This window comes from Clostridium sp. AM29-11AC (genome assembly GCF_003480545.1).
Classification (GTDB): Bacteria; Bacillota; Clostridia; order Lachnospirales; family Lachnospiraceae; genus Otoolea; species Otoolea saccharolyticum_A.
The window spans coordinates 191,229-213,516 of the sequence record NZ_QUJI01000004.1 but is presented as its reverse complement, the minus strand read 5'-3'; the positions used below and the strand labels follow the sequence as shown (position 1 = coordinate 213,516).

Sequence of the window (22,288 nt, the reverse complement as noted above, 5' to 3'; positions counted from 1 at the left end):
ATAATAACCTCCTAAAATTAAACAATTAAATATTGTATTGCGTTGAAAAGATAGCCTACAATAATAATACCAGCAGCACATATTCCAATGAAAATACCAAGCAGTTTCGGTTTGACCGCCTTGCGAAGCATAATCATTGAAGGGAGCGAAAGCGTAGTAACGCCCATCATAAAGGAAAGGACAACGCCGAGCAAAGCACCTTTTGCAAGCAGGGCTTCTGCAATCGGAATTGTACCGAAAATATCCGCATACATCGGAATACCGACTATCGTAGCAAGAATTACGCCAAACGGATTATTTTCGCCAAGTGCTTTGACAATAAATTCTTCAGGAATCCAGTTGTGAATGAAAGCACCAATGCCCACGCCGATCAGAACATAAGGAGCAACCTTTTTAGCGGTTTCAACAACCTGTTCCCACGCAAATTTCATACGGTCTTTGAAATGCAGTTCCTCCTGCGGAACATCAATCGAGTGACCGTTTCGGATATATTCTTCCACTTGATTATCGAGGTGCAACTTTTCAATTAGCGTTCCGCCAGCCACAGCGATTACCAAACCGAATATTACATATAAAACAGCAACTTTCCAGCCGAAAATACTCATCAGTAAGACAAGGCTTCCGAGGTCAACCATCGGCGAAGAAATCAAAAAGGAGAATGTAACGCCAAGCGGCAAACCTGCGCTTGTAAACCCGATAAACAACGGAATGGAAGAACACGAGCAAAACGGTGTTACCGTACCGAGCAGAGCGGCGATGATATTCGCCCATATTCCGTGAAATCTGCCGAGTATCTTTTTAGCTCTTTCGGGCGGGAAATAACTTTGAATATACGAGATAATCAAAATCAAAACGCCGAGCAGTACCATAATTTTTACAGTATCATAGATGAAAAACTGAACACTTCCTCCTATTTTGCCCGTGGTATCTAAACCGCAAGCGTTCAAAAATGTTTCAATGAGGCGATTCAGCCAGTTCATACCAAGGACTTCATTTTGAAAAAAGTCCCAAATTGTTTTTAGTGTCTCCATAAAAAGCCCCTTTCATATAGTTATATTGAAATATGTCGATTTATCATCCCGAATATAAGCCGTGCGGAAAAGCAATCAATAAACTTCCTCACTTTTCACAGCACGACTTGTTTTCGCTTTCAACATCAAGTGTTGTCAACTGCCGCAAACATTCTTTTGCCTGCTCCACACCTTTTTCTGAAATAGAATAGTGTGTCCATTTTCCCTCTTTGCGCCCGACAACTATTTCAGCGTCACAAAGAATTTTCATATGGTGGGAAAGCGTAGGCTGCGTGACATTGATTTCTTCTAGCAACTTGCAAGCACATTTTTCACCTGAACGCAGCAGTTTTATAATCCTAATGCGGTTTTCATCACAAAACGCTTTGAAAATTGCCGCAATTCTTTTTTCATCCATCTCTCTCAATCACCTCCTATAGATAAATGTCTATGTGTTATTATATGCAACACATAGAAAAATGTCAATATATTTTTTTGATTTAAGTGAAACAGCGGTAGGAAAACTAAATCCTACCGCTGTCTTCTTATGCAAAGATGATTTCTTTTTCCACAATCTCCTTTGCACACGCCCGTATGTTATTCATTCTCTGTGTCCATTCCAAAGCGTTTTCCGCCTTTAACTGCTCCGTAATACCCTGCACCCGTTTCATCTGCTCTGTGAGCCTTTCCATGCGTTCCTGCGCCTGCCTGTCGATGTCAGCAAGGTAATTGTTCAGTCTGCCGCTTGTGAACAAGGTTATGTAGGTGGCTCGGCGGTATTCTTTCAGATACCGCAAGTGCCGCTGTCCCCACAAACCAATAGGCTGTTCTTTTTCGGCTGGTAAGATAAGACATGGGATATAATAATCTCCTTGCAGTTCATACCACAGACCATTTTTATCATCGTAAATGTACTTGTCCATTGAAAAATCCTCCGTTATAATATATTCGCACATACATCACAGTTCTCCGATTGCCACACTTTGTTATATCTTGTTATGAGATTTTCTTGCCCTTGTATTTGCCCTTATGAGCAATGAGGGAAAGAGTAAACTTGTGTGTAACCGTATAAAGAGATAAGGCAGACACATTGCGATAAATCCTTTATTTTCAAGGCTTTTGGAGGATTTTATTAAAACACTGTAACCTCTGTTGAGAGGTCATAATTTACTGATATTCAAATTATAATTTGTCGTTGACTTCATTATACCTCATCGTTTCAGAAAAGTATAGAAGCCTATTGTAAAACTTGCTGGACGGGAACAGCTTGCAGCGCAAGGTGTTTCCGGGCGGCAAGTCCACAAAGGGGTAGCTGGCGGCAGCCAGCGCAGGGGAAGTGTAGCTTCCCCTGTGATGATTGGCAGGAGCCGGAACGCTGCGGGCAATCATCCGCTTTCCGCAGGAAGCCCCGGCAGGGCGCAACACACTACCTTCAGGTGGTGTATAGTTGCGCCCTCTTTCAGAGGGGCAGTCCACGGGATGCGGCTCTGGAAGCAATCATGGCCGTTTCCGGCCTGCGTCCTCTCCCTGAAAATTGCCGTTTCCGGCGAACACTTTTTCCATAAGCTGCCGGGTGCTGTCCTGACGGAACAGCAGCTTCAAAAACAAACTGACCTGTTCATCCGTGATAGCTTCCGGGTGGGGAAGGTAGCTTTCCAGCATGGCGGCTCTGGTGCAAAGCCGGTGCGTCCGTTCCTTCCGTGTCAACGTCTTTATCTGGTGTTCCAATATCTTTTCTTCATGCTGCGCCCTCCGCAGCTTCTTTTCCGTTTTCTCTATCTCCTGATTGAGTTTTTCCAGCTTTTCATTCATCGGCGGCTGTCCTCCTTTTTGGGAACGAGTACATATATCTTGTTGGGTTCTCCGAAGCCCTGACGCACTCGCAGTATCAGTCCGGCGTCCTCCAATTCATTCAGGGAACGCTTCACGGTCATGGTGCTGCGGGCAAGTGCCGCCGCCAGTTCCACGATGGGGAAATGGATAAATAAAATCCCATTGGCGTCCTCTATGCCGGACAAGAAAACAATATCCAACATCCGGGCGTACATGACCTTTGCGGTGCTGCTGATCGGGAGCCGCAGCATGGCTCTCGGCAGCGGCATACAGGGCGGCAGGGCGGTGTCTGCGGTCATAAATTCAACTTCCATTCAATCGGTGTCCTCCTTTGCTTTTCGTTTTGAGCGTTTGGAAAGATAATGAGGGCAGTCCACAATGACCGCCCGGAAACTCTGTTTGCAAGTGCGCTGGCATTTCCGGCAAAGGTCGTTGTAAGTTACCCGCCCCCGTTCATTGAGGAAGAAGGACAGTTCCAGCTTCCTCTTTTTCGGCATTCTCGGCATGGTGCCTCCTTAAACAAAAATCCGCCCATTTTAGCCGTAACAGCCGCAATAGACGGATAGCAGATTTTAGTGTCGTGTTTCGGGGCGATTTTCAAGGGAAAAGCGGCCATAGAGCCGCCCGGAAATCCCCCGTAGTATTACGGATAGGGTAGACTATGCCCTATCAGATTATTGTGTTTCGGTATCAATTCGGTGTTCATTTTCGCCGGTTCTCCCTGATGTCGTTCCTGCCCCTGGCTCTCACAACGGCGTTTCGCTCCCTTTGGTACGCTCGTTGCGGTCATGGTTCCTCCATTTCCCTGCCGCAAGTCGTTGCGCTACATCGCCGGGGAGCATATCCCATACAGGCCGGTCATTCGATTGGAATAATCCATCGATGAACTAAGCCCATTATGGCACATTTTTGAGCCTTCTCCCGTATATCCACAAAATAGGAAAACCGCCCCGAAATCGAAAATTTCCACGATTGCGGAACAGGTATGGTATAATGAGATTGACGGCGGCAGCCAGCCGCAGGAAGGAGCGATGTATCTATGAAAACCCGCATTTCCGTACAGGAACGCCTGAAAGATTTACGGGTGGAACAGGGCTTAAATCTGGAAGAACTGGCGCAGGAAACCGGCATTTCAAAATCAGCCCTCGGCAGCTATGAAAACGACAACGATGAATACAAGGAAATCAATCACGGCAGCCTTTTGAAGCTGGCAGACTTCTATCAGGTGTCCGTTGACTATCTGCTCGGCCTTACCAACAATCGGAAATATGAAAACACGCCGATAGAAGAATTACATTTGAGTGATGAAGTCGTGGAACTGCTGAAAAGTGAACGCTTCAATAACCGGCTGCTGTGTGAGATTATCTCCCATGAAAAATTCAAGGAACTGCTGGCAGACGCAGAAATCTATGTGGACGGGATGGCAACCATGCGTTTCCATGACATAAACAGCTCGCTGGCCGCTGTGCGGGCTATGATACTGGAAGCACATCCCGAAGCGGTGGCAGACCGGGCAATCAAAGTATTGGAAGCCGGTCAGGTAGAGGAAGAAGATTTTTTCTGTCATGTGACGCACAAAACATGGGACGTCATTCTCCACGATATACGCAAGGCGCACGAAAATGACAATGAAAGTGCGCCGGATACCACTCCCGCCGATGAACTGATACGGGAAGTACAAAAGGCCATGCAATCGCCGGGGGACAGGGTTCAGCAATTCACGGAGATGTTCTGTAAGGCGTTCCAGCTTAAATATAAGCGGCTCTCACAAGAGGAACGAAGCCTTTTGAAGAAACTGTTCAAGAAATCCCCGCTGATTAAACAATCTGGTATGAACTTCCGGCGCAGGCCGTGGAAATGAAAAACTGCCGTTGTGGGAATGGGTGTTCCTGCAACGGCAGCTTTGGCTTTTTTTATTCAGTTTTTTCAGCTTATCGGTCAAAGCGAAACTTGAACAGCGCGGAAATTAGCTGTTGCTTTACATATTCCTCAACCTCGGCGTTGACCTGCCCGTGTACTTTGGAAAAGTAACGGATATATCCGGCATAGTGGGAAAGGACGGTTTCGATTGCGTCTGGGTCGCCCTCATGGGCTTTGACGATTGTTTCATAGGGGAGAAGTTTACTCATGGCCTTTTCCCTCCATGAGCCGCCGTAACCGCTGCAAGGCAAGCTGGATATGCCGCCCCGCTGTGCTGCGTGTCCGGCCGATATGTACGCCGATCACGCGCTGTGGCTGGCGCAGGAAATAGTAACGGAAAATTTCTTCCTGTGTCTGCTCCGGCAAAAGGGCAAGGGCGGCGGCAAGTTCCGCATGGTACAAAACGGCGGTCTGACCGCAGGCGGTAAAAAGATATTCTTCAAGCTGCTCCGGCTCGGCAAGCTGAACAAACTTCTCATTCATCAGATAGTCAAGGGAAACTTCCCGTTCCCATCTCCGGCGCAGATTCAAAATTTTATCTATGGCTGCGTGACGAATGACAATCTTGCAAAAGGCATTGAATGTGTACTGGATATGCACTTTGTAGGCTTCATCTTCGGTCATGGAAATTCCCCCTCTCTGATAATAGTGCGGGGCGGCAGCACTCCTTGCTGTCGCCCCTTGATTGCCTACCAGCAAAGGCGGGCGGGGCTGTCAACGGCGGCGCGTATGCACCGTTCATCTTGACCGTTGACTGGCTCGGCCGGTTTTGATAATACATCGACTTTACAAATCAACTTTTTCAAAGCGTTTTGCGGAAATTCGATATGCTAATGGAACAAGTACGCCATAGCAGACAATCCCGACTAATAAAATCGGCAACTGTATCAGCAAATGCTCTGGCTGGTAGCTATCTATCCAAACAAGCGCCGGAATGTAAGAAGTGGCTTCTATCGCTACCATGAGAAAAACCATAGGAATTGCTGCAAGAATAAATGATTTTCCGACTTTGTAACCGCTTTTATAAAATGCCGTGAGAAATACCAAATCGAACACCGCATATAAGATAAATCCAAAACCATACCATGCAACGGTCGCGTCTAAACCTACGGGGTTATTTGCTATATTCATGGTATTTCGCAAAAATGCAAAAGGGATAGAGAAAAGCAGTTGAAATAGCTGAAAGAAAACGACAAGCAGGCATTTCCCCAGAACACTTTCCCGTTTTGTTACTGGTAAAACGGCTGTGTACCAGCCATCATTTGTTTCTCGTGCATTTAAAAAAGTGATGTAAGGTGCTAAACAGCCAAACATAAAAATTACACTGTAAGGATAGGACGGCACCAGAACCAGACAGCCCAAAAAGGCAAAAACAATCGAGGTTGGGTGGGCTACAAGCCTCATTTCCTTATACAGTAATGTCATCGTCCCATTCACTCCTTTCTGTACGCAGCATAATTTCTTCCAAAGTGAGCGGCCCCGTATCATCTGGGGTTTTCAAATGCTCAAAGGAGCGCAAAAATGTATCTTTATCTGCGCTTTGCAATACCCGCCCATTCTGAATATAGGTAATATCATCTGTACATCTATCCAAATCAGAAGTAATATGTGTAGAAAACAGAATAGAACATTTTTCGCTTTTCACAATTTGCCGAAAAATATGAAGCAGTTCTTCACGGGATACCGGGTCTAAACCAGAAGTCGGTTCGTCTAAAATCAGCAGCTCGGCGTGGTGGGACAATGCCAGTGCAAGTAGGTATTTTACTTTCATTCCATTTGAAAGTTCTTTGAATTTTTTACTTTCATTCAAAGAAAAATGCTTGATATATTTTTGATACTGGGCTTGATCCCAGTTCGTGTAAAACTTTCGAGTAACAGCCGTAATAGTAGAGAGTTTCTTCAACGGATAAAAGTCAATCCCGCCAAACACAACACCTATTCGCTGCTTGCATTCTTTTTCATGCTGATAGAAATTCTTTTGGAACATGGTGACACTCCCACTTTCTGGCGACACCATGTTGAGAATAGATTTTAAGGTTGTACTTTTCCCCGCCCCATTTTTACCAATCAGCCCCATAATGCGGTTAGGTGCAAGAGAAAAGCTGACATTTTCCAGAGTAAATCCGGGATAGTGCTTATTGATACTCTGGACGTTCAATACAGCTTCCATTATTTTTTCTCCTTTCCGTCGGGTGTATCTGCCATATTCAAAGCAGTTTTGAATAGTCGAGCAATACCCAGAAAAAAATCTTCTTTCATCAATGCAATTCCCGGATGTTCCGGTTCTTCATCCCCTAAAACAACTAACATATCTCCGGGCTTAATTTTGAATACATCTCTGGCCTGCTTGGGAAGTACAATCTGACCGCGTTCACCCACGCGAACGGTTCCGAATATGTGCTTACCCTTGGGCGGTATGCTTTCGCCAGTCTGTTCTTGGTCGTAATGGATTAGGTCGTCGAGTTCCACATCATAAAGTTTTGCCAGCGCGTCACAATTCAGAATGTCGGGTACTGATTGGCCAGTTTCCCATTTTGCAACAGCTTGCCGGGAAACACCAATTCGCTCGGCTACTTCTTCTTGGGAAAATTTATTAAGTTGACGCAGTGTAGTCAAATTATAGGCGATATTACTTTTCTGCATTTTCATACTTTTCACACCTCCTGACCTCATTATACTCTTGACTTTTCAAAAGTTCTACCAACTACGGCAAGCAAAAAATGTTATGTTTGGTTGCGTAGGCTTATATCTTTATTTGAGAATTACGGAATAGCGGGCTGCTGTCTATCAAATTCTTGTGTGTTATTTTATGGCACATGAGCATTTACCCAAAGCACATATTTACTCACATACAACAAGCGACGATACTCTTTTTTAAGAATATCGTCGCTTTGCTGTATCGTCTATAAAACTTGTCACATCAAGGCGCTTTCAAAAATGGTGTAATAGTGGTGTAGTAAGCGCCTTTCTGCTTCGTGAACCCATTGATTTTACTGGCTTTTTCGGGACTTTTCAAGATACTGCCGTGAGAACAGAATACAGAGAGCCCCACTATAGATATGAGGTAAATTGGCTGCTTATGAGGGAATTAAACGACGATGAGTTAGAAGAAGCAATTCAAAAATATGGCAGTCCAGATGCGTATTATGATTCGCAACATTGAGTGGCTATAGGGGATAAAAAGAACTGGCGAAAAACAGATAACGCCAGTTCTTCTTTTTGAATTATTTCCATATATGTAGATCTGAGAGAATGGACATCGTAATTTCTACAGCATTGGTTCCAGTAGCAGATTGATCTGCTTTTATATTGGTAGCAAAGAACCATGTATGCCCCTCGGTTTCAAGAAACCCGATAAACCATCCGTTGACATCCTGGCCATCAATCCGCCCTGTCCCGGTTTTTCCGTAGAAACTTCCACTGAGCGAATGGGATAAGCAAATAGAGTCCTTTACTGCTTGGATATTTTCCGGTGTAAATGGAAGATTATTCTGGTACAGTGCGATCAGAAGTTCTACCTGTTCCACCGGAGAAATTTTCAGGGTAGACTCCATCCAGTAAGAGGCGAGTTCACCATTTATATTTTCATTTCCATATTCAATAGACTGCACATAGGATTGCAGAGCCGCTTTTCTAAGCTGATTATCTAAAGATTGGAAATACCAGTTGACAGAGGAAGTCATGGCAGATTCTAATGTTTGATCTTCATTCCACGCTTCGAAAGGATAGTCTGTATGGTCCCATTCAATTTGTGAATTCTCTGGAGTAATGATCCCCGCATCTAAAGCAAAGAGAGAATCATAAATCTTATAGGTCGAATCTGGAGCAACGCGTGTAACGGCCTGCTCCCTGTCATTGATGAACCAATGATCATTTTCTAGATCATAGAGGACAAAACTTCCTTCGTATGTTCCAAATTGCTCGGAAACATCTAGTGTGGAAATGTTCTTTGTTGTGACGTCCCATTGATATTTTTGGCTTTCTGCTGCCTGGGTGGACAATATTGGTGTGAGTCCGATAAGAAGCATGGCAGTCAGCACAAATGCCACCATGCTTTTTAATTTTTTTGCAAATGTCGGTTTCTCATATGAGGCAATATTGATAATCCTCCGTTTCATCTGTTTCACATTTCCACCGAGAGATGAAGCAAATGGAAAAGGAGTAAGAGAAACCTTTTCTGCAAAGTTGATTAATGTATTGCCATAGTCCTCATAGGTATCCTCATCTAGCATATTTAAAACAGAAGTATCGCAGGCCACTTCTTTGTCATTACGCATTTCTTTCAAAGCATACCAGACAAAGGGATTAAACCAATAAATAACTCTGGCAAGATTCATCAGAAAACCAGCAATTGCATCTTTGTGTTTATAGTGTTGTAGTTCGTGCAACAGCATATGTCTCATGCTGGATTCATTATAGTCCGAAATGAGATGGATTGGAAGATAAATGCATGGTTTCAAAAGTCCTACGATAATAGGGGACTTGAGAAAAGCAGTGCTATAAATAGGAATATTTCTTCGGATTCCCATTTCTTCCAAACAACGATAATATAATTTACGGACTTTTGCGCTTTGAACAGGAAGCGCAGATTTTTCTAAAGCACGTAAACGTAGGGCCGATCTAATTACCAATATAAGCATTGCCAGAATACCCACAATCCAAATTCCCAATAACAGGTATCCTGCAATGGAAGGTGCTTTGCTGTTAACTGAAAGTGCAAAGTCACTCATCCAATCTGTATTTCCATTCAAATTTGTATACTTAGCACCTTCCGTAGCAATTTCCACATTGGTTGCTGGAGAACTCTTTAAAACACTTATCCATGACAAAATTTTCAGAACTCCGAGAGGGCGGATTGGAAGAAACGGAACTGCTAACAAGCCAAGTAGCAGAAACCAGAGGTTATATTGCATCCGGTTGGACAGGCTGTGTTTCAATAGCCGTTTGATTATCAAAAGTATTCCAATGATACCGCTAATAAATACATTACAAATAGCAAAACGAACCATAAAATCAGCCAAATTAATCGCCTCCTTTTTGCTTCCTTTTGGAAAGGAGGGAGCGCAGATTATTAATCTCTGTTTCAGAGAGCTTATCATTTTCTATATATGCAGACAGCATGGCAGTGATATCTCCGTCATAGTACCGTTTCAGAAAAGTATTACTTTCTTGGCCGATGTACTCTTTTTCGTCTACAACTGGTGTATAGACAAATACGCGGCTCTGCTTTTCGTAAGTCAAGGCACCCTTATTTACCAGGCGTTTAATTAACGTCTGTATTGTTTTTGGGCTCCAGCTCGTAGTCCGCAATAATTTTTCTGTTATTTCATTGGTACTGATCGGGGCGTATTTCCATACAATTTTCATAACCTCAAATTCCGCCTCAGAAATCTGTGGTAGCTCACTCATTTCAACCCCTCCTTAATCTTACGAATGTAATAAAATATTATAGATGTTATTCATGAAATTGTCAATTTACAAAAAACTTGAGTTTCCGCAGTTCAGTCCACAAAGCTATCGATCAGGATGATCAATTATACACAACTTTCAAAAAATGCAAATAAAATAAGGAATCCTTTTCCAATAAGATCTCCAGAAAGCTTCCAAAACCGGAAAGGAAGTTCATGGCTGACATGGTTTACGGCATCCTCGCCTCCCGAAGCTGCCTGCTCACTGATATCGTTGACCAGTTGCATGAACCTTCAAGAAAGATCAACATCGTTGACCGCCTTTCAAGGCATCTTTCAAAAGGCGTTCCTAAGGATGCCTTGAAGGCTTATCTTACACAGGTGAAAAAGTGGTGCCCTGTGCAGCCGATCATTCATATCGATGACAGCGACGTTGTGAAACCTGGCGGCTATAAATTTGAGTCCCTCGGATGGGTGCGCGATGGTTCAGAGAGCACTGCTGCAAAAAATGTTTATAAAAAGGGATATCATGTAACGGAAGCTACTGTGCTTACAACCAACAAACATCCAGTCAGTATCTTTTCAGAGCTTCATTCTTCAAATGAGAAGGATTTTACTTCCATCAATGATGTGACTTTTTCTGCTATGGAACGTGCCGCTGCCTTATTCAAAAAAGCGACCTTTGTCATGGATAGAGGCTATGATGACAACAAGATGCTTCTGAAGCTGGATTCCATGAAACAGGATTACATCATCCGCCTGACCGCCAGGCGTAAGCTCCTATACCACAATAAATGGGTATCTGCCACAGAACTGCGTGACCGCAGGAAAGGAAAAATAAAACTGCCTCTGTTTTACAAAGGTAAGATGCAGGATGCTTATCTTTCCCATGTAAAAGTACGGATCACTGCTTTGCGAAAGGATATCTGTCTCATCCTTGTATATGGGATCTTTGCCACAATGTCAAGTGATGAATTAAAAAAATGGCAGCCACGATCAAAGAATTCCTTTTTGTGGCTGCCATTCTGATAATTATTAGCTTGACTTGTACTGCTTAACTTGTTTTATTCGAGAGTACGAATTATAATATGGCAGTACGGAGGTGCTATATGGATTACATGACTTTGAAAGAAGCAAGCAAGATTTGGGGAGTAACACCCCGTTGGATAAATTACTACTGTTCCGCAGGACGTATCCCAGGAGCGGAAAAAATTGGAACCGTCTGGCTTATCCCTAAGAATGCTACGAAGCCATTGGATGGGCGGAGAAAATCTGCCGGGCAATCAGGAGGAGAACATCATGATTGAAGTTTATTATGCGGAAGATGACGAAACGATTGGCAAGTCTGTAAAAGAATATTTGGAACAGCAGAATTGCAAAGTGGCCGTTTTTGATAGAATTGCGGATGTCAAGAAAGCGTTAATCGGTCATTTGCCTACAATCGTCTTGCTGGACTGGAATATGCCGGACGGACAAGGGAGTGAATTATGCCTTTGGGTTCGGGAAAGATGGAAAACTCTGCCGATTGTTTATTTGACGATTAGGGGCGATTCCCACGACATTATTACTGGTTTCCAAAATGGAGCGGATGATTATGTGGTAAAGCCCTTTGATCTTGCCGTTCTGTATTCCCGTATTTTGGCACTGCTGCGAAGAACCAAAACCGTAACCGACACAAAGCTATTCTGCGATGACCTGATGTTGGATAAGGAAAAAACGGCTGTCTATGACGGGCAGAAAGAAATCGTTGTAAGCCAGCCAGAGTACCGGATTCTTCTGATCCTGATGGAAAACAAGGGAAAAACGATCACCAGAAACCAGCTATTAGAGCAGGTTTGGGATCGCAGCGGGAATTATGTAAACGATAATACGCTGACGGTCACAATGAAAAGATTGCGGGAAAAGCTGAATCATCCAGCCTGCTTAAAAACGATCAGAAGCTTTGGCTACCGTATGGAGGACACACAATGAGCGAAAAATGGAAACAAAAAATACTTCTGATTTTTCCGTTTGCTGTTCTTGCGGCAGGCATGATACTTACCGCCGCTTTCTTCCTGCACACGTACCGGCAGATTGCATTTGAACACACCTCGGCATTATGCGAAACCATATTGGCAAATTCTCCTGAAGCAGAGCCGCAGCTATTAGCGGCTCTGAAAGACTATCATTCATTGACGGAACAAGAACTTCGAGGCAACGATTATCTGAGAAAATACGGATACCGGTCCGATGATTTTTGCTATGATTTCCCGCTGGATACAGTGCTTTTTCCGATTCTATCTTTTCTTTTGACCGCTTGCGCTTTTGGGGCCGGAACTTTTTTGTCCCACAGAAAAAACCGAAAGAGGATTGATGATTTGACCGAGTATTTGGAGCAGGTTAATATCGGTGCTGGCGGGACATTGATACAGACGAAGGAAGATGAATATTCCCATTTGCAGGACGAAATATACAAAACTGTCACGATGCTTTATCAAACAAGGGAAACAGCAGTTGCCGCAAAGAAAAATTTTGCAGAGAACCTGGCTAATATCGCACATCAACTGAAAACGCCGATCACAGCGGCCTTTTTGTCGTTGCAGCTTATGGAAAAAGAAATTCCGGGGGCTTACGCAGAACAGGTCAAACAGCAGTTGAAACGATTAAACCGTCTGGAAGAATCCCTGCTTATGCTTTCCAAAATCGATGCTGGAACGCTCCCGCTCAAGCAAGAAAAGGTTGATCTTTATACCGTGTTGAATCTGGCGGCAGATAATCTGAACGATTTATTGCGGAAAAATCACATTTCTGTTGACATTCCAGAAAATGGCTGTATTGAATTTCAGGGAGATTTGGAGTGGACAATGGAAGCCCTCATCAATCTCATAAAGAATTGTATGGAACATTCCAAACCAGGCGGCGTAGTCCATTGTGACTACTCAGGCAACCCTCTCTATGTAGAAATTCGGGTATGGGATGACGGGGCTGGTTTTGACACAGAGGACTTACCGCATCTTTTTGATCGTTTTTATCGGGGACGGCGTGCGCTTGGAGATGGAATTGGAATTGGCCTGGCTCTTGCCCGTTCCATTTTTGAATTGCAGAACGGAACCATAACCGCCTGCAACTTGCAAAATGGCGGTGCTTGTTTTGAAATAAGGATATACAGTCACTGAGATGTCACTTTACTTTGTTATACTGTACGCAAGACCATTTAACAGAAAGGAGAAAGTGACATGGAGATACTAAGATGTGAAAATGTCCGAAAGGTGTATGACTCTGGGAACAATCAGGTCGTGGCGCTGGATTACATTGACCTGTCCGTACAAAAAGGAGAATTTGTGGCAATCATAGGGGCATCCGGTTCGGGAAAATCTACTTTGCTGCACATTTTGGGAAGTGTGGATAAGCCAACAGAAGGGAAAGTCCTGATCGAGGGAACAGAACTATCTGCCATGAACCGAACACAGGCAGCCATCTTCCGGCGTAGGAAGGTCGGGTTGGTCTATCAGTTTTATAACCTTATCCCCACCCTTACCGTCCGAAAAAATATTCTCATGCCGCTCCTGTTAGACAAGCGCAAACCCAATAGAGAATACTTTGAGCAAATTGTACATTCACTGGGAATCGAAGATAAACTGGAAGCACTGCCCAGCCAACTATCCGGCGGCCAGCAACAACGTGTTGCCATCGCTCGTTCTTTGATTTATCGTCCGGCGCTCTTGCTTGCTGATGAACCGACCGGCAACCTGGATCGGAAAAACGGAGCGGAAATCATCGACTTGCTGAAATTATCTAACCGTAATCTGGAACAGACGATTCTTTTGATTACCCATGATGAAAAGATCGCACTGGAGGCGGATCGCATTATCACCATAGAGGATGGAAAGATCATCAGCGATCAGAAACGGAGGTAAGGATATGTGGAAAGACTATTCTATAGGATTCATCAAAAAGAATCGGGCTTCCAGCGTATCCGTTATGGTGGCAGCTTTTATTTCTGCTATGTTTCTTTCTTTATTGTGCGGCTTATTTTATAACTTCTGGAATTATGAAATAGAATCCGTTGTTTTAGAGGAAGGAAACTGGCAGGGACGTATCAGCGGGGCGTTTGAAGAAAATGAAGTATCCGAAATCGAAAATTTTGCCAATGTAAAAACGGCGGTAATCAATGAGGATTTATCAGACGAACAAACTCTTGTAGTCGATATTTGCTTTGATGACATGAGGGCTGCGTATCAGGATATGCCTTTGATCGCCCAACAGTTAGGCGTTCCTGAAACTTCCGTATCGTATCACGAATCGCTGTTGTCAAGTTATTTCATCAACGATCCGCAGGACAGCAATCCGCCCTTATTGATGGCTTTTTATCTCTTTGTACTCCTGCTTGTATCGGTGTCTTTGATTTTAATCATTCATAACTCGTTTGCTGTTTCGATGAATGCCCGTGTACATCAATTTGGCATCTTTTCCAGCATCGGGGCGACGCCGGGGCAAATTCGTACCTGTCTCTTACAAGAAGCGGCGATGCTTTGCGTGTTTCCTGTTTTGCTCGGAAGTTTTGTCGGAATCACTTTGACTTTTGGAGCTATCCAGGCTGTAAATGTCCTCGCGGAAGGTATTGTCGGCAGGCATGAAGCTGTCTTTACCTATCATCCGCTTGTGTTTGCAGTCACGATTCTGACCTCGTTTTTGACGGTGCTGATTTCTGCCTGGCTGCCAGCCAGGAAATTGAGCAAGATGACCCCACTGGAAGCCATAAAAAACACGGGAGAATTACAGCTAAAACGGAGAAAAAAATCCCGTATTCTTGCGCTTTTATTTGGAATCGAAGGGGAACTTGCCGGGAATGCGCTGAAAGCACAGAAGAAATCTTTGCGAACCGCCACGCTGTCGTTGACCCTTTCTTTTTTGGGCTTTGCCCTCATGCTGAGTTTTTTTACTCTCTCTGGAATCAGTACAAACCATACCTATTTTGAACGCTACCAGGATGCCTGGGATGTGATGGCAACGCTTGAGGACACAAAGATCGAGGACTTCTCTCATACGGATGAAATCCATGCTTTGCCTGATACAGACAGTGTGATTTATCAAAAGGCAAACGCCGTTTGTTCTATTGGGGTGGACGCTGTCAGCGAAGAAGTAAAAAGTCTGGGTGGTCTTGAAACAGTCGCCGGAAGTGATGTCAGTATGGCAGATGGGATTTATACCATTCAGGCTCCTATTGTAATTATGGACGACAGCAGTTTTGCCACGTATTGTGAGCAGATCGGCGTTTCCTCAACGGAAAACGGGAGCGTTGTTTTGAACCGTATTTGGGACAACATAAACAGCAATTTCAGATACAAGGAATATGTTCCGTTTTTGTCAGAGAACCAGGACACGATGACTTTACAAAACATGGAAGATGCGGCTGCAACTGTGGAGATTTCGGTTTTGGGCTTTACAAAGGAGCCGCCGGTTTTGAGAGAAGAATATGATAACTATGCTTTAGTCCAATTTGTGTCGCTTTCCACCTGGAAACAAATCGAAGGGACGATTGGAAATGCTGAACCAGATACCTATATCCGCATTCTTTCAGAAAAAGAAAGAACCCTGACAGAACTAAGTATGATTGAAACCGAGCTGACGAATGTGCTGGGGCATGACATTTCTTTCGAGGTAGAAAACCGGATTCAGGAAAAGATAGACAATGATGCCATGCTGAACGGATACAAACTGATAATTGGGGCGCTATGTGTACTGCTGGCCTTCATCGGGATCGCTAACGTATTTTCCAACACGTTGGGATTTATACGGCAAAGGAAAAGAGAATTTGCGAGATATATGTCCATTGGCATGACGCCAGAAGGTATGCGAAAAATGTTTTGGATTGAAGCCCTCGTTATAGCGGGCCGCCCCGTTCTGATCACGCTGCCGATTACGGTTGTGTTTGTGTGGCTGATGATAACGGCAAGCTACTTGAATCCAATGGAATTTTTAGCAGTGGCTCCCATTGTTCCTATCCTGCTTTTTATCGCGGCACTTTTTGGCTTTGTCGCACTGGCATATTACCTGGGTGGCAAGAAAATTCTGAAATGTGATCTGGTAGAAGCACTGCGAACGGATTATATGGGATAATACTATCGTTTAGGCAAATCACTTTATCCACAACAAAAGCCCCATCCCTCCAAAATGAGAGATGGGGCAAACTATTTACGCTGCAATCTCCGGGATTTCCCCGACAAAGTTATAAACGATCCTGACTTCCTGTACCTTCTGGCCGTCCACCTTCTTGACCTCGCCGATCAGGATTTTACTGATAAGCCGGTTCAGTACGGACTCGTCCAGTTCCGCAATGGCGGCATAGCGCCGGATTTCCTTGATAAAGGTTCGGACTTCGCTTTCCTGTGCGTCCGCCCGGCTCTGCATCACCGCCAGATCGTGCAGGCGTTTCTGGTTGGCTTCCTGCTCCTGTTCCAGCGCCGCCGTCAGCTTCATAAACCGCTGTTCGGCCAGGACGCCTTTGGCCTTATCGGTGTACAGGCTCAAAAACATCCCGTCAATTTCCTGATTCCGGGCTTCCAGCCGTTTCCGCTCCTTCTCAGTCTGGGAAGCGTCCACCAGATACCGGCGCTCCATCCGGCTGCTGAGCCGCTGGTAGAACGCATCGGCGTCCTTCATGGCCTGCGCCGCCAATTCTTGTATATCCTTCAGCACCAGATTGTACAAATCCCTTGCCTCAATCTTGTGGCTGGTACAGGCGTTCTTCCGCTGCAAAAAGCAGGTGTTCCAGTTTGAAAACTTTCGGGTACGGAAGCTTGCTGCCATCAATGCGTTAAATTTCTTCCTTACCTTATGTATGGCCTTTCTGGCACATATGTCTATGAAGTCAGAAACAAACGCCCTTAAGGCTTCCATCATACAGAAAGCGGATCCTGTAAGGGAAAAAGTATATTTCAACTATTACCGACTGGCTAAAGGCATATCCGGCTTACTCTCATATGCAAAAGAAGGAGTCCGCCTTTGGTTTAGGACAAAGCGTCCGGCTGACCGGCAGCTTTCTCTTAAGTTGCTCATTTGAATAAGATAAAAGGTTATGTCTCCTAAAGCCCGGTTATATCTGGGCTTGTTAAAGTGTCCCTACTCTCAGCATCGCCATTATGTTCCTCTTAAAAGATCAGAAGATCTATTCTTTGGGTTGTCATTTCTATCTTTTTATTGTAGTATGCGGAAACTCAAGACAAAAAACTCTTGACTTAAAGTCTTACATATGTAATAATTAAATCTTACAAAGGTAAGAAATGAAGAGAGTGTCAATTCTATGAGAAAGATAATTTTTACGCTTTTGTAGAGTTATAGAAAACTGTATTCGATAATGCTTTAGGAGAAAAACAAATAAATACATAAACTAATTGAGATTCAAAGAATACTTAAAAGTATTTGAGGTAACTTAAGCGAGTCGTATGAAAATATTACGATGAACAGGCAACAAGGCAGGCTTGTCAAAGTCTTTAGAGATTTCTTGTTACCAAATTGAATATCGGAAAATAATATTGACAATTTGCCAGGAGGATGGATATATGGATGAGATTATTATAATACGAGCATTAGATTCAGATGGAAGTTCATTTAAAAAGATTATAGATGCTTTGCATGAAAATAATATTCGTATGGCTGAAATGATATCTCCGGTATTATCATTTGGTGAGATAGAGATTTATCCAGCGTCTAGGCGTGTCTTGCGGGCGGGAAGTGAGATACGTTTAAATTATAGTGAATATTCTATTCTTCATTGTATGGCAAAATCTCCTGGTAGAGTATATACTAAAGAACAACTGTATTCAGCAGCGTGGGGAGAAGAATACCAATATGGAATGACTACAGTAGAAAATACAATTTGGCGTCTGAGAAAGAAATTAGAGCCAGATCCCAAAAATCCAATTTATATAAAAACGGTGTTTCGTGTTGGATATAAAATTGATGCAACGGAAACTTAATAAATATGACGACTATCAATTATAGAGAGAATGATAGTCGTTTTATTTTTTAAATCGTGCTTATCGCAAAACATACAAGTGTTAGAGAAATTATTGTGAAATCTTACAGATAAACTGTGCATATGGCAGTTTATCTCATTGTTTATTCTGCAGATATATCGTGTTCTGCATATCAAAACGCTGAGAAAACCAGCCAAAAAGTAACGATTTGGCGGGTTTGATGAATCAAGAAAATTTCCTCCAATTCGTTTTGAAGATTGGAGGTTTTATATGCGTTGGAACATTTACGCATCGCTGCTAATTCGTAGCAGCGACATTCTATTACAGCTCACCTAAACAGGCTGAACGGTAAACAGCCAAAAAAATTGATGCTTCTTCCGCTGATTTTTGCGGCGACAGAAGCGAACCAACAGAACATGTAAAACAGGAAAAGAACGACTGTACAGAGAAAGAAAACTGTATAGCCGTTCTTTTTTGCTGCCTACAGCGGGAACCACAGTGCCGTGGCCCGCCGCTTGTCCTTCGTTTTCGCGCAATTCGAGAATAAAGGAGGACAAGCAATGGCAAAGCCATATAAAATTCCGGACTTTAAAAAGCTGTATCCAGAAACGAAGAATGAAATTATCGCTGTGTTGAAGATATCAGAAAGAAAAATGCAGTATCAGGAATATGACCTCAAGAATGAACAGATCGTGATAGACATGGAAAAGCAGACCGTAACCGTTATTCCGAGCAGGGAAGATTCCTACGAGCGGATGAAAGAAGCAGATGTACAGTTCAGGGACGAAGGACCCGGACCGGAGGAACAGGCCATCCTCCGCATGGAGATCAAGCAGCTGTACAGGGCGATCCTCTGTCTGTCTGAGGATGACCGATATCTGATCGTTCAGCTCTACTTTGAGGAGCGGACGGAGCGGTGTCTGGCGAAAGAATTAGGATGTTCCCAGAATGCTGTCAATAAGCGGAGACAAAACATTTTAAAGAGACTGCGTCATCTGATGGAAAATTTTTAAGAAAAATTGTTTTCGTGGGTTGTCAAACCGGTCTGCCAACGTGGAAGTAATTGAGAGGGTCAATTTCCCTCAACCGCTCCTTGAAAAATACCGTCCATGACGGTCATATCCGGAAACACAGATACTTTAGCTGTTCAAGCCCGAAAGGGAAAGCATTGCGGAGGATACGCGAGGACCACCTGCAGGTAGTCAGAGTACTTGTTAAAAGAAAAGAATCAAAGGTGCAGAGCGGCAACTATCCATCCCAAAGCAGCCTCGGCCGGCTGCCTGCCATGACCTGAACAGCTTATCATGATACTTCCGTCCAGTCACAGCCCCGTAAGAAGCGGGATCACGCAATGAGGGCGGCTCGGAGAGATCCTCGGAGGGGTGAAATGCCCATGACGGCCTTAAGCCGAGGCCGGTCTGTGTTTACCGCCCAAGGGTGCATAAGGGCATCCGGCTCCGGGGAGTAGTGTCGAATAGGAGCCACGCGAAGCGAAGAACAAGTAAGTTTTCATATCAGAAACTACGGCGGCAGGTGTCCATACATGGAGGCAAAGATTTTACAGTCTGATGTCGCCTGCCGCCGTCCTTGTGATATGAAACCGGAAAGGAGGTTCTGATGTGGGTATTAGAAAAGGTGACATCTACTATGCGGATCTGACACCCGTTATTGGCTCCGAACAAGGAGGAGTACGCCCGGTGTTGATCATTCAAAATGACGTAGGAAATCGATTCAGTCCTACTGTGATTGCGGCGGCGATCACCAGCCGGCAAGGGAAGCGTATCCTTCCTACGCATATTCGCTTGGAAGATGATCTGCAAGGACTGCATAACAATTCCATGGTTTTATTGGAGCAGATACGGACAATCGACAGAACACGACTGCGGGAATACATAGGGCGATTGAATGTTAACACCATGCATGAGATCGACCATGCCATTGCGGTCAGCTTTGGGCTTAATGAAATTTTGAGACGGGATGGTGCTTATGGTAATAGAGGAGAGAGACGAGGAGGGATGAAGTGGAGAAGATAAAACGAGCATGGATCTACTGTGCCATTGATGCACCGGAAGATATTCATGGCACACTGAAAGAGCAATTCAGACAGCTTTGTGATTATGCAGAACAGGGAGAATTCGAAACCATTGGAAGTTCCAGTGACTGCGGAAGCAGACCGCTTATGGACCGTCCGGGATTCAGACATTTCATAGAGGCGGCGAAAGAGAGAAAGGCAAATGTTCTATTGGTTGTAAACAGGAATTCCTTGTCCTATTCTTCTATGCAGCTGGCACAGATACAGGCTATGGCAGAGTCCATAAACGTGGAGATATGGTCGCCACAGGAAGGTAGGATATTTTGAGATACCGTTAGAAAGGGGATAGAGCTATGACATCAGATAGCAGAAAAATGATTCAGGATATTATGGATTCTGAAAGTATGGGTTATGCCTATGTGTATCCATTGGATGGCGATCCCAGGAAGGAATATCTGATTTCCCTGTCACCAGAGAATATAGCAAATTTTATTGGAAATAAGGGATATGATGCAGAAAAAATAATTATCACGGATGTAGTGGATCGTCTGGTAGTGAATACCAGTATGGTTTTTCTTGATACCTGTCCAGACCAGAAACTGTGCAGAAAGATAATTGGTTATCTGGCACCTATTCAAATGGGAGAAAAAGAAGCCGGTGCTATTCTTGCGGTAAGCCGTAATACTGCAGATGAATACTTCCAAGAGGAAGATCAGATGGTAACAATGGCAGAGATGGGGATGTAATAAATTATTGAAATGATGAGGAGACAATCTGGTGTGGGTACTGGGAATATTGCTTGGATTGACAGTTGGATTTATTGTACTTCTGCCGATAGCATTTCGGATTGCGGGAAGCTACCAGACAGACTGAAGGACTTTGTTGGTAGTGCTTGGATAAAGGGAATAAAAAGGGCCTATTTTCAGTGGTCTTTGTGAATAGCTATATGGAGGTTTACGCAATATACTGTGTATAGCGTTAGAGGAAAGGAGAGGGTAATGTGGCAAGATATATCGTAGATTCGCAGATGGAAAACCACGAAAAATATTACTTTATTCGTGAACTGGAAAGCCAGGATATCGTACTATTACCCACCAAGTACCTGATGCATAAAAAGAGATCAAGGCTATCCCCAAATACAATCAGAAGAAGTGCTGGAGCAATTTCGTATTATCTGAATTATCTGGACGAATATTCTCTTAAACTGGATGATATATGGGAAATGAAATATGACAAACAGCAGGAACACTTTACAGATTATCTAATATGGCTGCAAGCCGGACTACATAGTGGGGATAATGTCAAAAAGAATCCATGTAACGAAACATGTAATGCATATTTGAAAGAGGTGTTCCGATTTTATGGATTTGCCGGACGACAGGATGAACCCGTGAAACAGTTGAAGGTTCTTTCAGACATGAAAATTATTGTAAATAATTCTGTGGGCGTAAGAAGAACTATCCATCGAAATAGTTTTCACGGATATTTACAGGAAAAAGGGCATATAGGAAAAACCATCGAGCAGGATAAGATTGTGAGGCTATTAAAGGCATGTGCCAATTGTCGCGATCAGATCCTGCTCTTATTATTAGCGGAAACAGGGTTTCGCATCGGCGAACTCTTGGGAGTCAGGTATGCGACAGATATTGATTATGAGAGGCATTTATTATATGTCAACTTCCGTGAAGATAATGAAAATCAGGCCAGAGCAAAAAATGCAGAGTATCGGAAGGCCAAAATCAGCGATGCTACATTTGAAATCCTGCAATTCTATATGGAGGAGTATCAAGACCTTATTTTTCAACAGGAGTATCTGATTATTAACATTGCTGGGGACTATGCGGGCAAGCCTATGCAAGATACAGGGGTGTATGCCTTAATGGAACGATTGCAAAAGAAAACAGGGATAAAGGTAACTCCCCATATGCTTCGTCACTATTTTGCAAATGCCCGAAGAAAAGCGGGATGGAAGCTGGAACTTATAAGCCAAGCACTGGGACATCGAAATATAGAGACAACGATGAGATATCTTAATATTTCGGATGAAGAGCTGATTGAAGTCAGCGAAAAATTTTATGGACAGCACCAATCCATATATGGAGTTGATAAGTTGCTTTAAGGAGGGAA

At 43.8% G+C, this 22,288-nt stretch carries 26 protein-coding genes and 1 pseudogene; 13 read left to right on the top strand and 14 right to left on the bottom strand.

Features of this window, described 5'->3' with window-relative positions:
• Positions 1–17: 17 nt before the first annotated feature.
• The 6 genes from DW757_RS05100 to DW757_RS17320 all read right to left on the bottom strand — a co-directional run bounded on the left by DW757_RS05100 (position 18) and on the right by DW757_RS17320 (position 3,349).
• Positions 18–1,031 (bottom strand): permease, encoded by a 1,014-nt coding sequence (locus tag DW757_RS05100; protein WP_072851497.1) that lies wholly within the window; start codon positions 1,029–1,031, stop codon positions 18–20.
• An 88-nt stretch (positions 1,032–1,119) separates the two neighbouring features.
• A complete protein-coding gene (locus tag DW757_RS05095) occupies positions 1,120–1,428 on the bottom strand; it encodes a metalloregulator ArsR/SmtB family transcription factor (protein WP_002586618.1) in 309 nt (102 codons plus the stop codon).
• A 127-nt stretch (positions 1,429–1,555) separates the two neighbouring features.
• Positions 1,556–1,933: a TnpV protein gene (locus DW757_RS05090; protein WP_002586617.1), complete on the bottom strand. Its 378-nt coding sequence runs from the start codon at positions 1,931–1,933 to the stop codon at positions 1,556–1,558.
• 574 nt (positions 1,934–2,507) lie between these two features.
• Positions 2,508–2,822 (bottom strand): DUF3847 domain-containing protein, encoded by a 315-nt coding sequence (locus tag DW757_RS05080; RefSeq protein ID WP_118751153.1) that lies wholly within the window; start codon positions 2,820–2,822, stop codon positions 2,508–2,510.
• Entirely contained in the window at positions 2,819–3,157 is a 339-nt protein-coding gene (locus DW757_RS05075; RefSeq protein ID WP_118751152.1) for a DeoR family transcriptional regulator, read from the bottom strand. Before DW757_RS05075 ends, DW757_RS05080 begins: the two co-directional genes overlap by 4 nt.
• Complete coding sequence (locus tag DW757_RS17320; RefSeq protein ID WP_182433253.1) at positions 3,158–3,349, bottom strand: hypothetical protein; 192 nt, start codon at positions 3,347–3,349, stop codon at positions 3,158–3,160. It abuts the gene before it with no gap.
• Between the two features lie 533 nt (positions 3,350–3,882).
• Here DW757_RS17320 and DW757_RS05060 point away from each other — a divergent pair.
• Entirely contained in the window at positions 3,883–4,704 is an 822-nt protein-coding gene (locus DW757_RS05060) for a helix-turn-helix transcriptional regulator (protein WP_118751150.1), read from the top strand.
• A gap of 70 nt (positions 4,705–4,774) precedes the next feature.
• Here the strand turns inward: DW757_RS05060 and DW757_RS05055 are convergent, their stop codons facing one another.
• The 7 genes from DW757_RS05055 to DW757_RS05025 all read right to left on the bottom strand — a co-directional run bounded on the left by DW757_RS05055 (position 4,775) and on the right by DW757_RS05025 (position 10,172).
• Positions 4,775–4,972: a helix-turn-helix domain-containing protein gene (locus DW757_RS05055; RefSeq protein ID WP_118751149.1), complete on the bottom strand. Its 198-nt coding sequence runs from the start codon at positions 4,970–4,972 to the stop codon at positions 4,775–4,777.
• The gene (locus DW757_RS05050; protein ID WP_118751148.1) at positions 4,965–5,387 is read right to left on the bottom strand and encodes a sigma-70 family RNA polymerase sigma factor; all 423 of its coding nucleotides are present in this window, start codon (positions 5,385–5,387) and stop codon (positions 4,965–4,967) included. Before DW757_RS05050 ends, DW757_RS05055 begins: the two co-directional genes overlap by 8 nt.
• Positions 5,388–5,549: 162 nt before the next feature.
• The gene (locus tag DW757_RS05045; RefSeq protein WP_118751147.1) at positions 5,550–6,188 is read right to left on the bottom strand and encodes an ABC-2 transporter permease; all 639 of its coding nucleotides are present in this window, start codon (positions 6,186–6,188) and stop codon (positions 5,550–5,552) included.
• Positions 6,172–6,933: an ABC transporter ATP-binding protein gene (locus tag DW757_RS05040; protein WP_118751146.1), complete on the bottom strand. Its 762-nt coding sequence runs from the start codon at positions 6,931–6,933 to the stop codon at positions 6,172–6,174. Before DW757_RS05040 ends, DW757_RS05045 begins: the two co-directional genes overlap by 17 nt.
• Positions 6,933–7,412 carry a helix-turn-helix domain-containing protein gene (locus DW757_RS05035; RefSeq protein WP_118751145.1) on the bottom strand — a complete coding sequence of 160 codons (480 nt, stop codon included), beginning with the start codon at positions 7,410–7,412 and terminating at the stop codon, positions 6,933–6,935. Before DW757_RS05035 ends, DW757_RS05040 begins: the two co-directional genes overlap by 1 nt.
• Before the next feature lie 575 nt (positions 7,413–7,987).
• Positions 7,988–9,784: a BlaR1 family beta-lactam sensor/signal transducer gene (locus DW757_RS05030; RefSeq protein WP_118751144.1), complete on the bottom strand. Its 1,797-nt coding sequence runs from the start codon at positions 9,782–9,784 to the stop codon at positions 7,988–7,990.
• 1 nt (position 9,785) lies between these two features.
• On the bottom strand, positions 9,786–10,172 hold the full coding sequence (locus tag DW757_RS05025; protein WP_118751143.1) for a BlaI/MecI/CopY family transcriptional regulator: 387 nt from the start codon (positions 10,170–10,172) through the stop codon (positions 9,786–9,788).
• Between the two features lie 224 nt (positions 10,173–10,396).
• Here DW757_RS05025 and DW757_RS05020 point away from each other — a divergent pair, with 224 nt between their 5' ends.
• The 6 genes from DW757_RS05020 (at position 10,397) to DW757_RS04995 (ending at position 16,270) form a co-directional block, all read left to right on the top strand.
• Positions 10,397–11,200 (top strand): transposase, encoded by an 804-nt coding sequence (locus DW757_RS05020; RefSeq protein ID WP_243033392.1) that lies wholly within the window; start codon positions 10,397–10,399, stop codon positions 11,198–11,200.
• Positions 11,201–11,280: 80 nt separating this feature from the next.
• On the top strand, positions 11,281–11,478 hold the full coding sequence (locus DW757_RS05015) for a helix-turn-helix domain-containing protein (RefSeq protein WP_118751142.1): 198 nt from the start codon (positions 11,281–11,283) through the stop codon (positions 11,476–11,478).
• Positions 11,471–12,142 (top strand): response regulator transcription factor, encoded by a 672-nt coding sequence (locus tag DW757_RS05010; protein WP_118751141.1) that lies wholly within the window; start codon positions 11,471–11,473, stop codon positions 12,140–12,142. Before DW757_RS05015 ends, DW757_RS05010 begins: the two co-directional genes overlap by 8 nt.
• Positions 12,139–13,326, top strand: coding sequence for a HAMP domain-containing sensor histidine kinase (locus DW757_RS05005; RefSeq protein ID WP_118751140.1), 1,188 nt, complete (start codon positions 12,139–12,141; stop codon positions 13,324–13,326). Before DW757_RS05010 ends, DW757_RS05005 begins: the two co-directional genes overlap by 4 nt.
• A 60-nt stretch (positions 13,327–13,386) precedes the next feature.
• Positions 13,387–14,067 carry an ABC transporter ATP-binding protein gene (locus DW757_RS05000; protein WP_118751139.1) on the top strand — a complete coding sequence of 227 codons (681 nt, stop codon included), beginning with the start codon at positions 13,387–13,389 and terminating at the stop codon, positions 14,065–14,067.
• A 4-nt stretch (positions 14,068–14,071) separates the two neighbouring features.
• Positions 14,072–16,270, top strand: a complete 2,199-nt coding sequence (locus tag DW757_RS04995) for an ABC transporter permease (protein WP_118751138.1) — start codon at positions 14,072–14,074, stop codon at positions 16,268–16,270.
• A 75-nt stretch (positions 16,271–16,345) separates the two neighbouring features.
• Here the strand turns inward: DW757_RS04995 and DW757_RS04990 are convergent.
• Positions 16,346–16,900 (bottom strand): annotated as a pseudogene (locus DW757_RS04990) (DUF4368 domain-containing protein); the annotation flags it as partial.
• Positions 16,901–17,712: 812 nt separating this feature from the next.
• On the opposite strand from DW757_RS04990, the gene DW757_RS04980 reads away from it, so the two are divergent.
• The 6 genes from DW757_RS04980 to DW757_RS04955 all read left to right on the top strand — a co-directional run bounded on the left by DW757_RS04980 (position 17,713) and on the right by DW757_RS04955 (position 22,280).
• Complete coding sequence (locus DW757_RS04980) at positions 17,713–18,129, top strand: response regulator transcription factor (protein WP_118751137.1); 417 nt, start codon at positions 17,713–17,715, stop codon at positions 18,127–18,129.
• Positions 18,130–18,689: 560 nt separating this feature from the next.
• Positions 18,690–19,142, top strand: a complete 453-nt coding sequence (locus DW757_RS04975; protein WP_118751136.1) for a sigma-70 family RNA polymerase sigma factor — start codon at positions 18,690–18,692, stop codon at positions 19,140–19,142.
• 606 nt (positions 19,143–19,748) lie between these two features.
• Entirely contained in the window at positions 19,749–20,162 is a 414-nt protein-coding gene (locus DW757_RS04970) for a type II toxin-antitoxin system PemK/MazF family toxin (protein WP_118751135.1), read from the top strand.
• Positions 20,150–20,488, top strand: coding sequence for a hypothetical protein (locus tag DW757_RS04965; protein WP_118751134.1), 339 nt, complete (start codon positions 20,150–20,152; stop codon positions 20,486–20,488). The genes DW757_RS04970 and DW757_RS04965 overlap by 13 nt, the downstream gene beginning before the upstream one ends.
• Positions 20,489–20,514: 26 nt before the next feature.
• Complete coding sequence (locus tag DW757_RS04960; RefSeq protein WP_118751133.1) at positions 20,515–20,907, top strand: hypothetical protein; 393 nt, start codon at positions 20,515–20,517, stop codon at positions 20,905–20,907.
• A 254-nt stretch (positions 20,908–21,161) separates the two neighbouring features.
• On the top strand, positions 21,162–22,280 hold the full coding sequence (locus tag DW757_RS04955; RefSeq protein ID WP_118751132.1) for a tyrosine-type recombinase/integrase: 1,119 nt from the start codon (positions 21,162–21,164) through the stop codon (positions 22,278–22,280).
• The last annotated feature ends 8 nt before the right edge of the window (positions 22,281–22,288 follow it).

Bases quoted from the DNA above. Each gene is read 5' to 3' on its own strand.
- DW757_RS05100 (WP_072851497.1), bottom strand. From the start codon at position 1,031: ATGGAGACACTAAAAACAATTTGGGACTTTTTTCAAAATGAAGTCCTT.
- DW757_RS05095 (WP_002586618.1), bottom strand. From the start codon at position 1,428: ATGGATGAAAAAAGAATTGCGGCAATTTTCAAAGCGTTTTGTGATGAA.
- DW757_RS05090 (WP_002586617.1), bottom strand. From the start codon at position 1,933: ATGGACAAGTACATTTACGATGATAAAAATGGTCTGTGGTATGAACTG.
- DW757_RS05080 (WP_118751153.1), bottom strand. From the start codon at position 2,822: ATGAATGAAAAGCTGGAAAAACTCAATCAGGAGATAGAGAAAACGGAA.
- DW757_RS05075 (WP_118751152.1), bottom strand. From the start codon at position 3,157: ATGGAAGTTGAATTTATGACCGCAGACACCGCCCTGCCGCCCTGTATG.
- DW757_RS17320 (WP_182433253.1), bottom strand. From the start codon at position 3,349: ATGCCGAGAATGCCGAAAAAGAGGAAGCTGGAACTGTCCTTCTTCCTC.
- DW757_RS05060 (WP_118751150.1), top strand. From the start codon at position 3,883: ATGAAAACCCGCATTTCCGTACAGGAACGCCTGAAAGATTTACGGGTG.
- DW757_RS05055 (WP_118751149.1), bottom strand. From the start codon at position 4,972: ATGAGTAAACTTCTCCCCTATGAAACAATCGTCAAAGCCCATGAGGGC.
- DW757_RS05050 (WP_118751148.1), bottom strand. From the start codon at position 5,387: ATGACCGAAGATGAAGCCTACAAAGTGCATATCCAGTACACATTCAAT.
- DW757_RS05045 (WP_118751147.1), bottom strand. From the start codon at position 6,188: ATGACATTACTGTATAAGGAAATGAGGCTTGTAGCCCACCCAACCTCG.
- DW757_RS05040 (WP_118751146.1), bottom strand. From the start codon at position 6,933: ATGGAAGCTGTATTGAACGTCCAGAGTATCAATAAGCACTATCCCGGA.
- DW757_RS05035 (WP_118751145.1), bottom strand. From the start codon at position 7,412: ATGAAAATGCAGAAAAGTAATATCGCCTATAATTTGACTACACTGCGT.
- DW757_RS05025 (WP_118751143.1), bottom strand. From the start codon at position 10,172: ATGAGTGAGCTACCACAGATTTCTGAGGCGGAATTTGAGGTTATGAAA.
- DW757_RS05020 (WP_243033392.1), top strand. From the start codon at position 10,397: ATGGTTTACGGCATCCTCGCCTCCCGAAGCTGCCTGCTCACTGATATC.
- DW757_RS05015 (WP_118751142.1), top strand. From the start codon at position 11,281: ATGGATTACATGACTTTGAAAGAAGCAAGCAAGATTTGGGGAGTAACA.
- DW757_RS05010 (WP_118751141.1), top strand. From the start codon at position 11,471: ATGATTGAAGTTTATTATGCGGAAGATGACGAAACGATTGGCAAGTCT.
- DW757_RS05005 (WP_118751140.1), top strand. From the start codon at position 12,139: ATGAGCGAAAAATGGAAACAAAAAATACTTCTGATTTTTCCGTTTGCT.
- DW757_RS05000 (WP_118751139.1), top strand. From the start codon at position 13,387: ATGGAGATACTAAGATGTGAAAATGTCCGAAAGGTGTATGACTCTGGG.
- DW757_RS04995 (WP_118751138.1), top strand. From the start codon at position 14,072: ATGTGGAAAGACTATTCTATAGGATTCATCAAAAAGAATCGGGCTTCC.
- DW757_RS04980 (WP_118751137.1), top strand. From the start codon at position 17,713: ATGGATGAGATTATTATAATACGAGCATTAGATTCAGATGGAAGTTCA.
- DW757_RS04975 (WP_118751136.1), top strand. From the start codon at position 18,690: ATGGCAAAGCCATATAAAATTCCGGACTTTAAAAAGCTGTATCCAGAA.
- DW757_RS04960 (WP_118751133.1), top strand. From the start codon at position 20,515: ATGACATCAGATAGCAGAAAAATGATTCAGGATATTATGGATTCTGAA.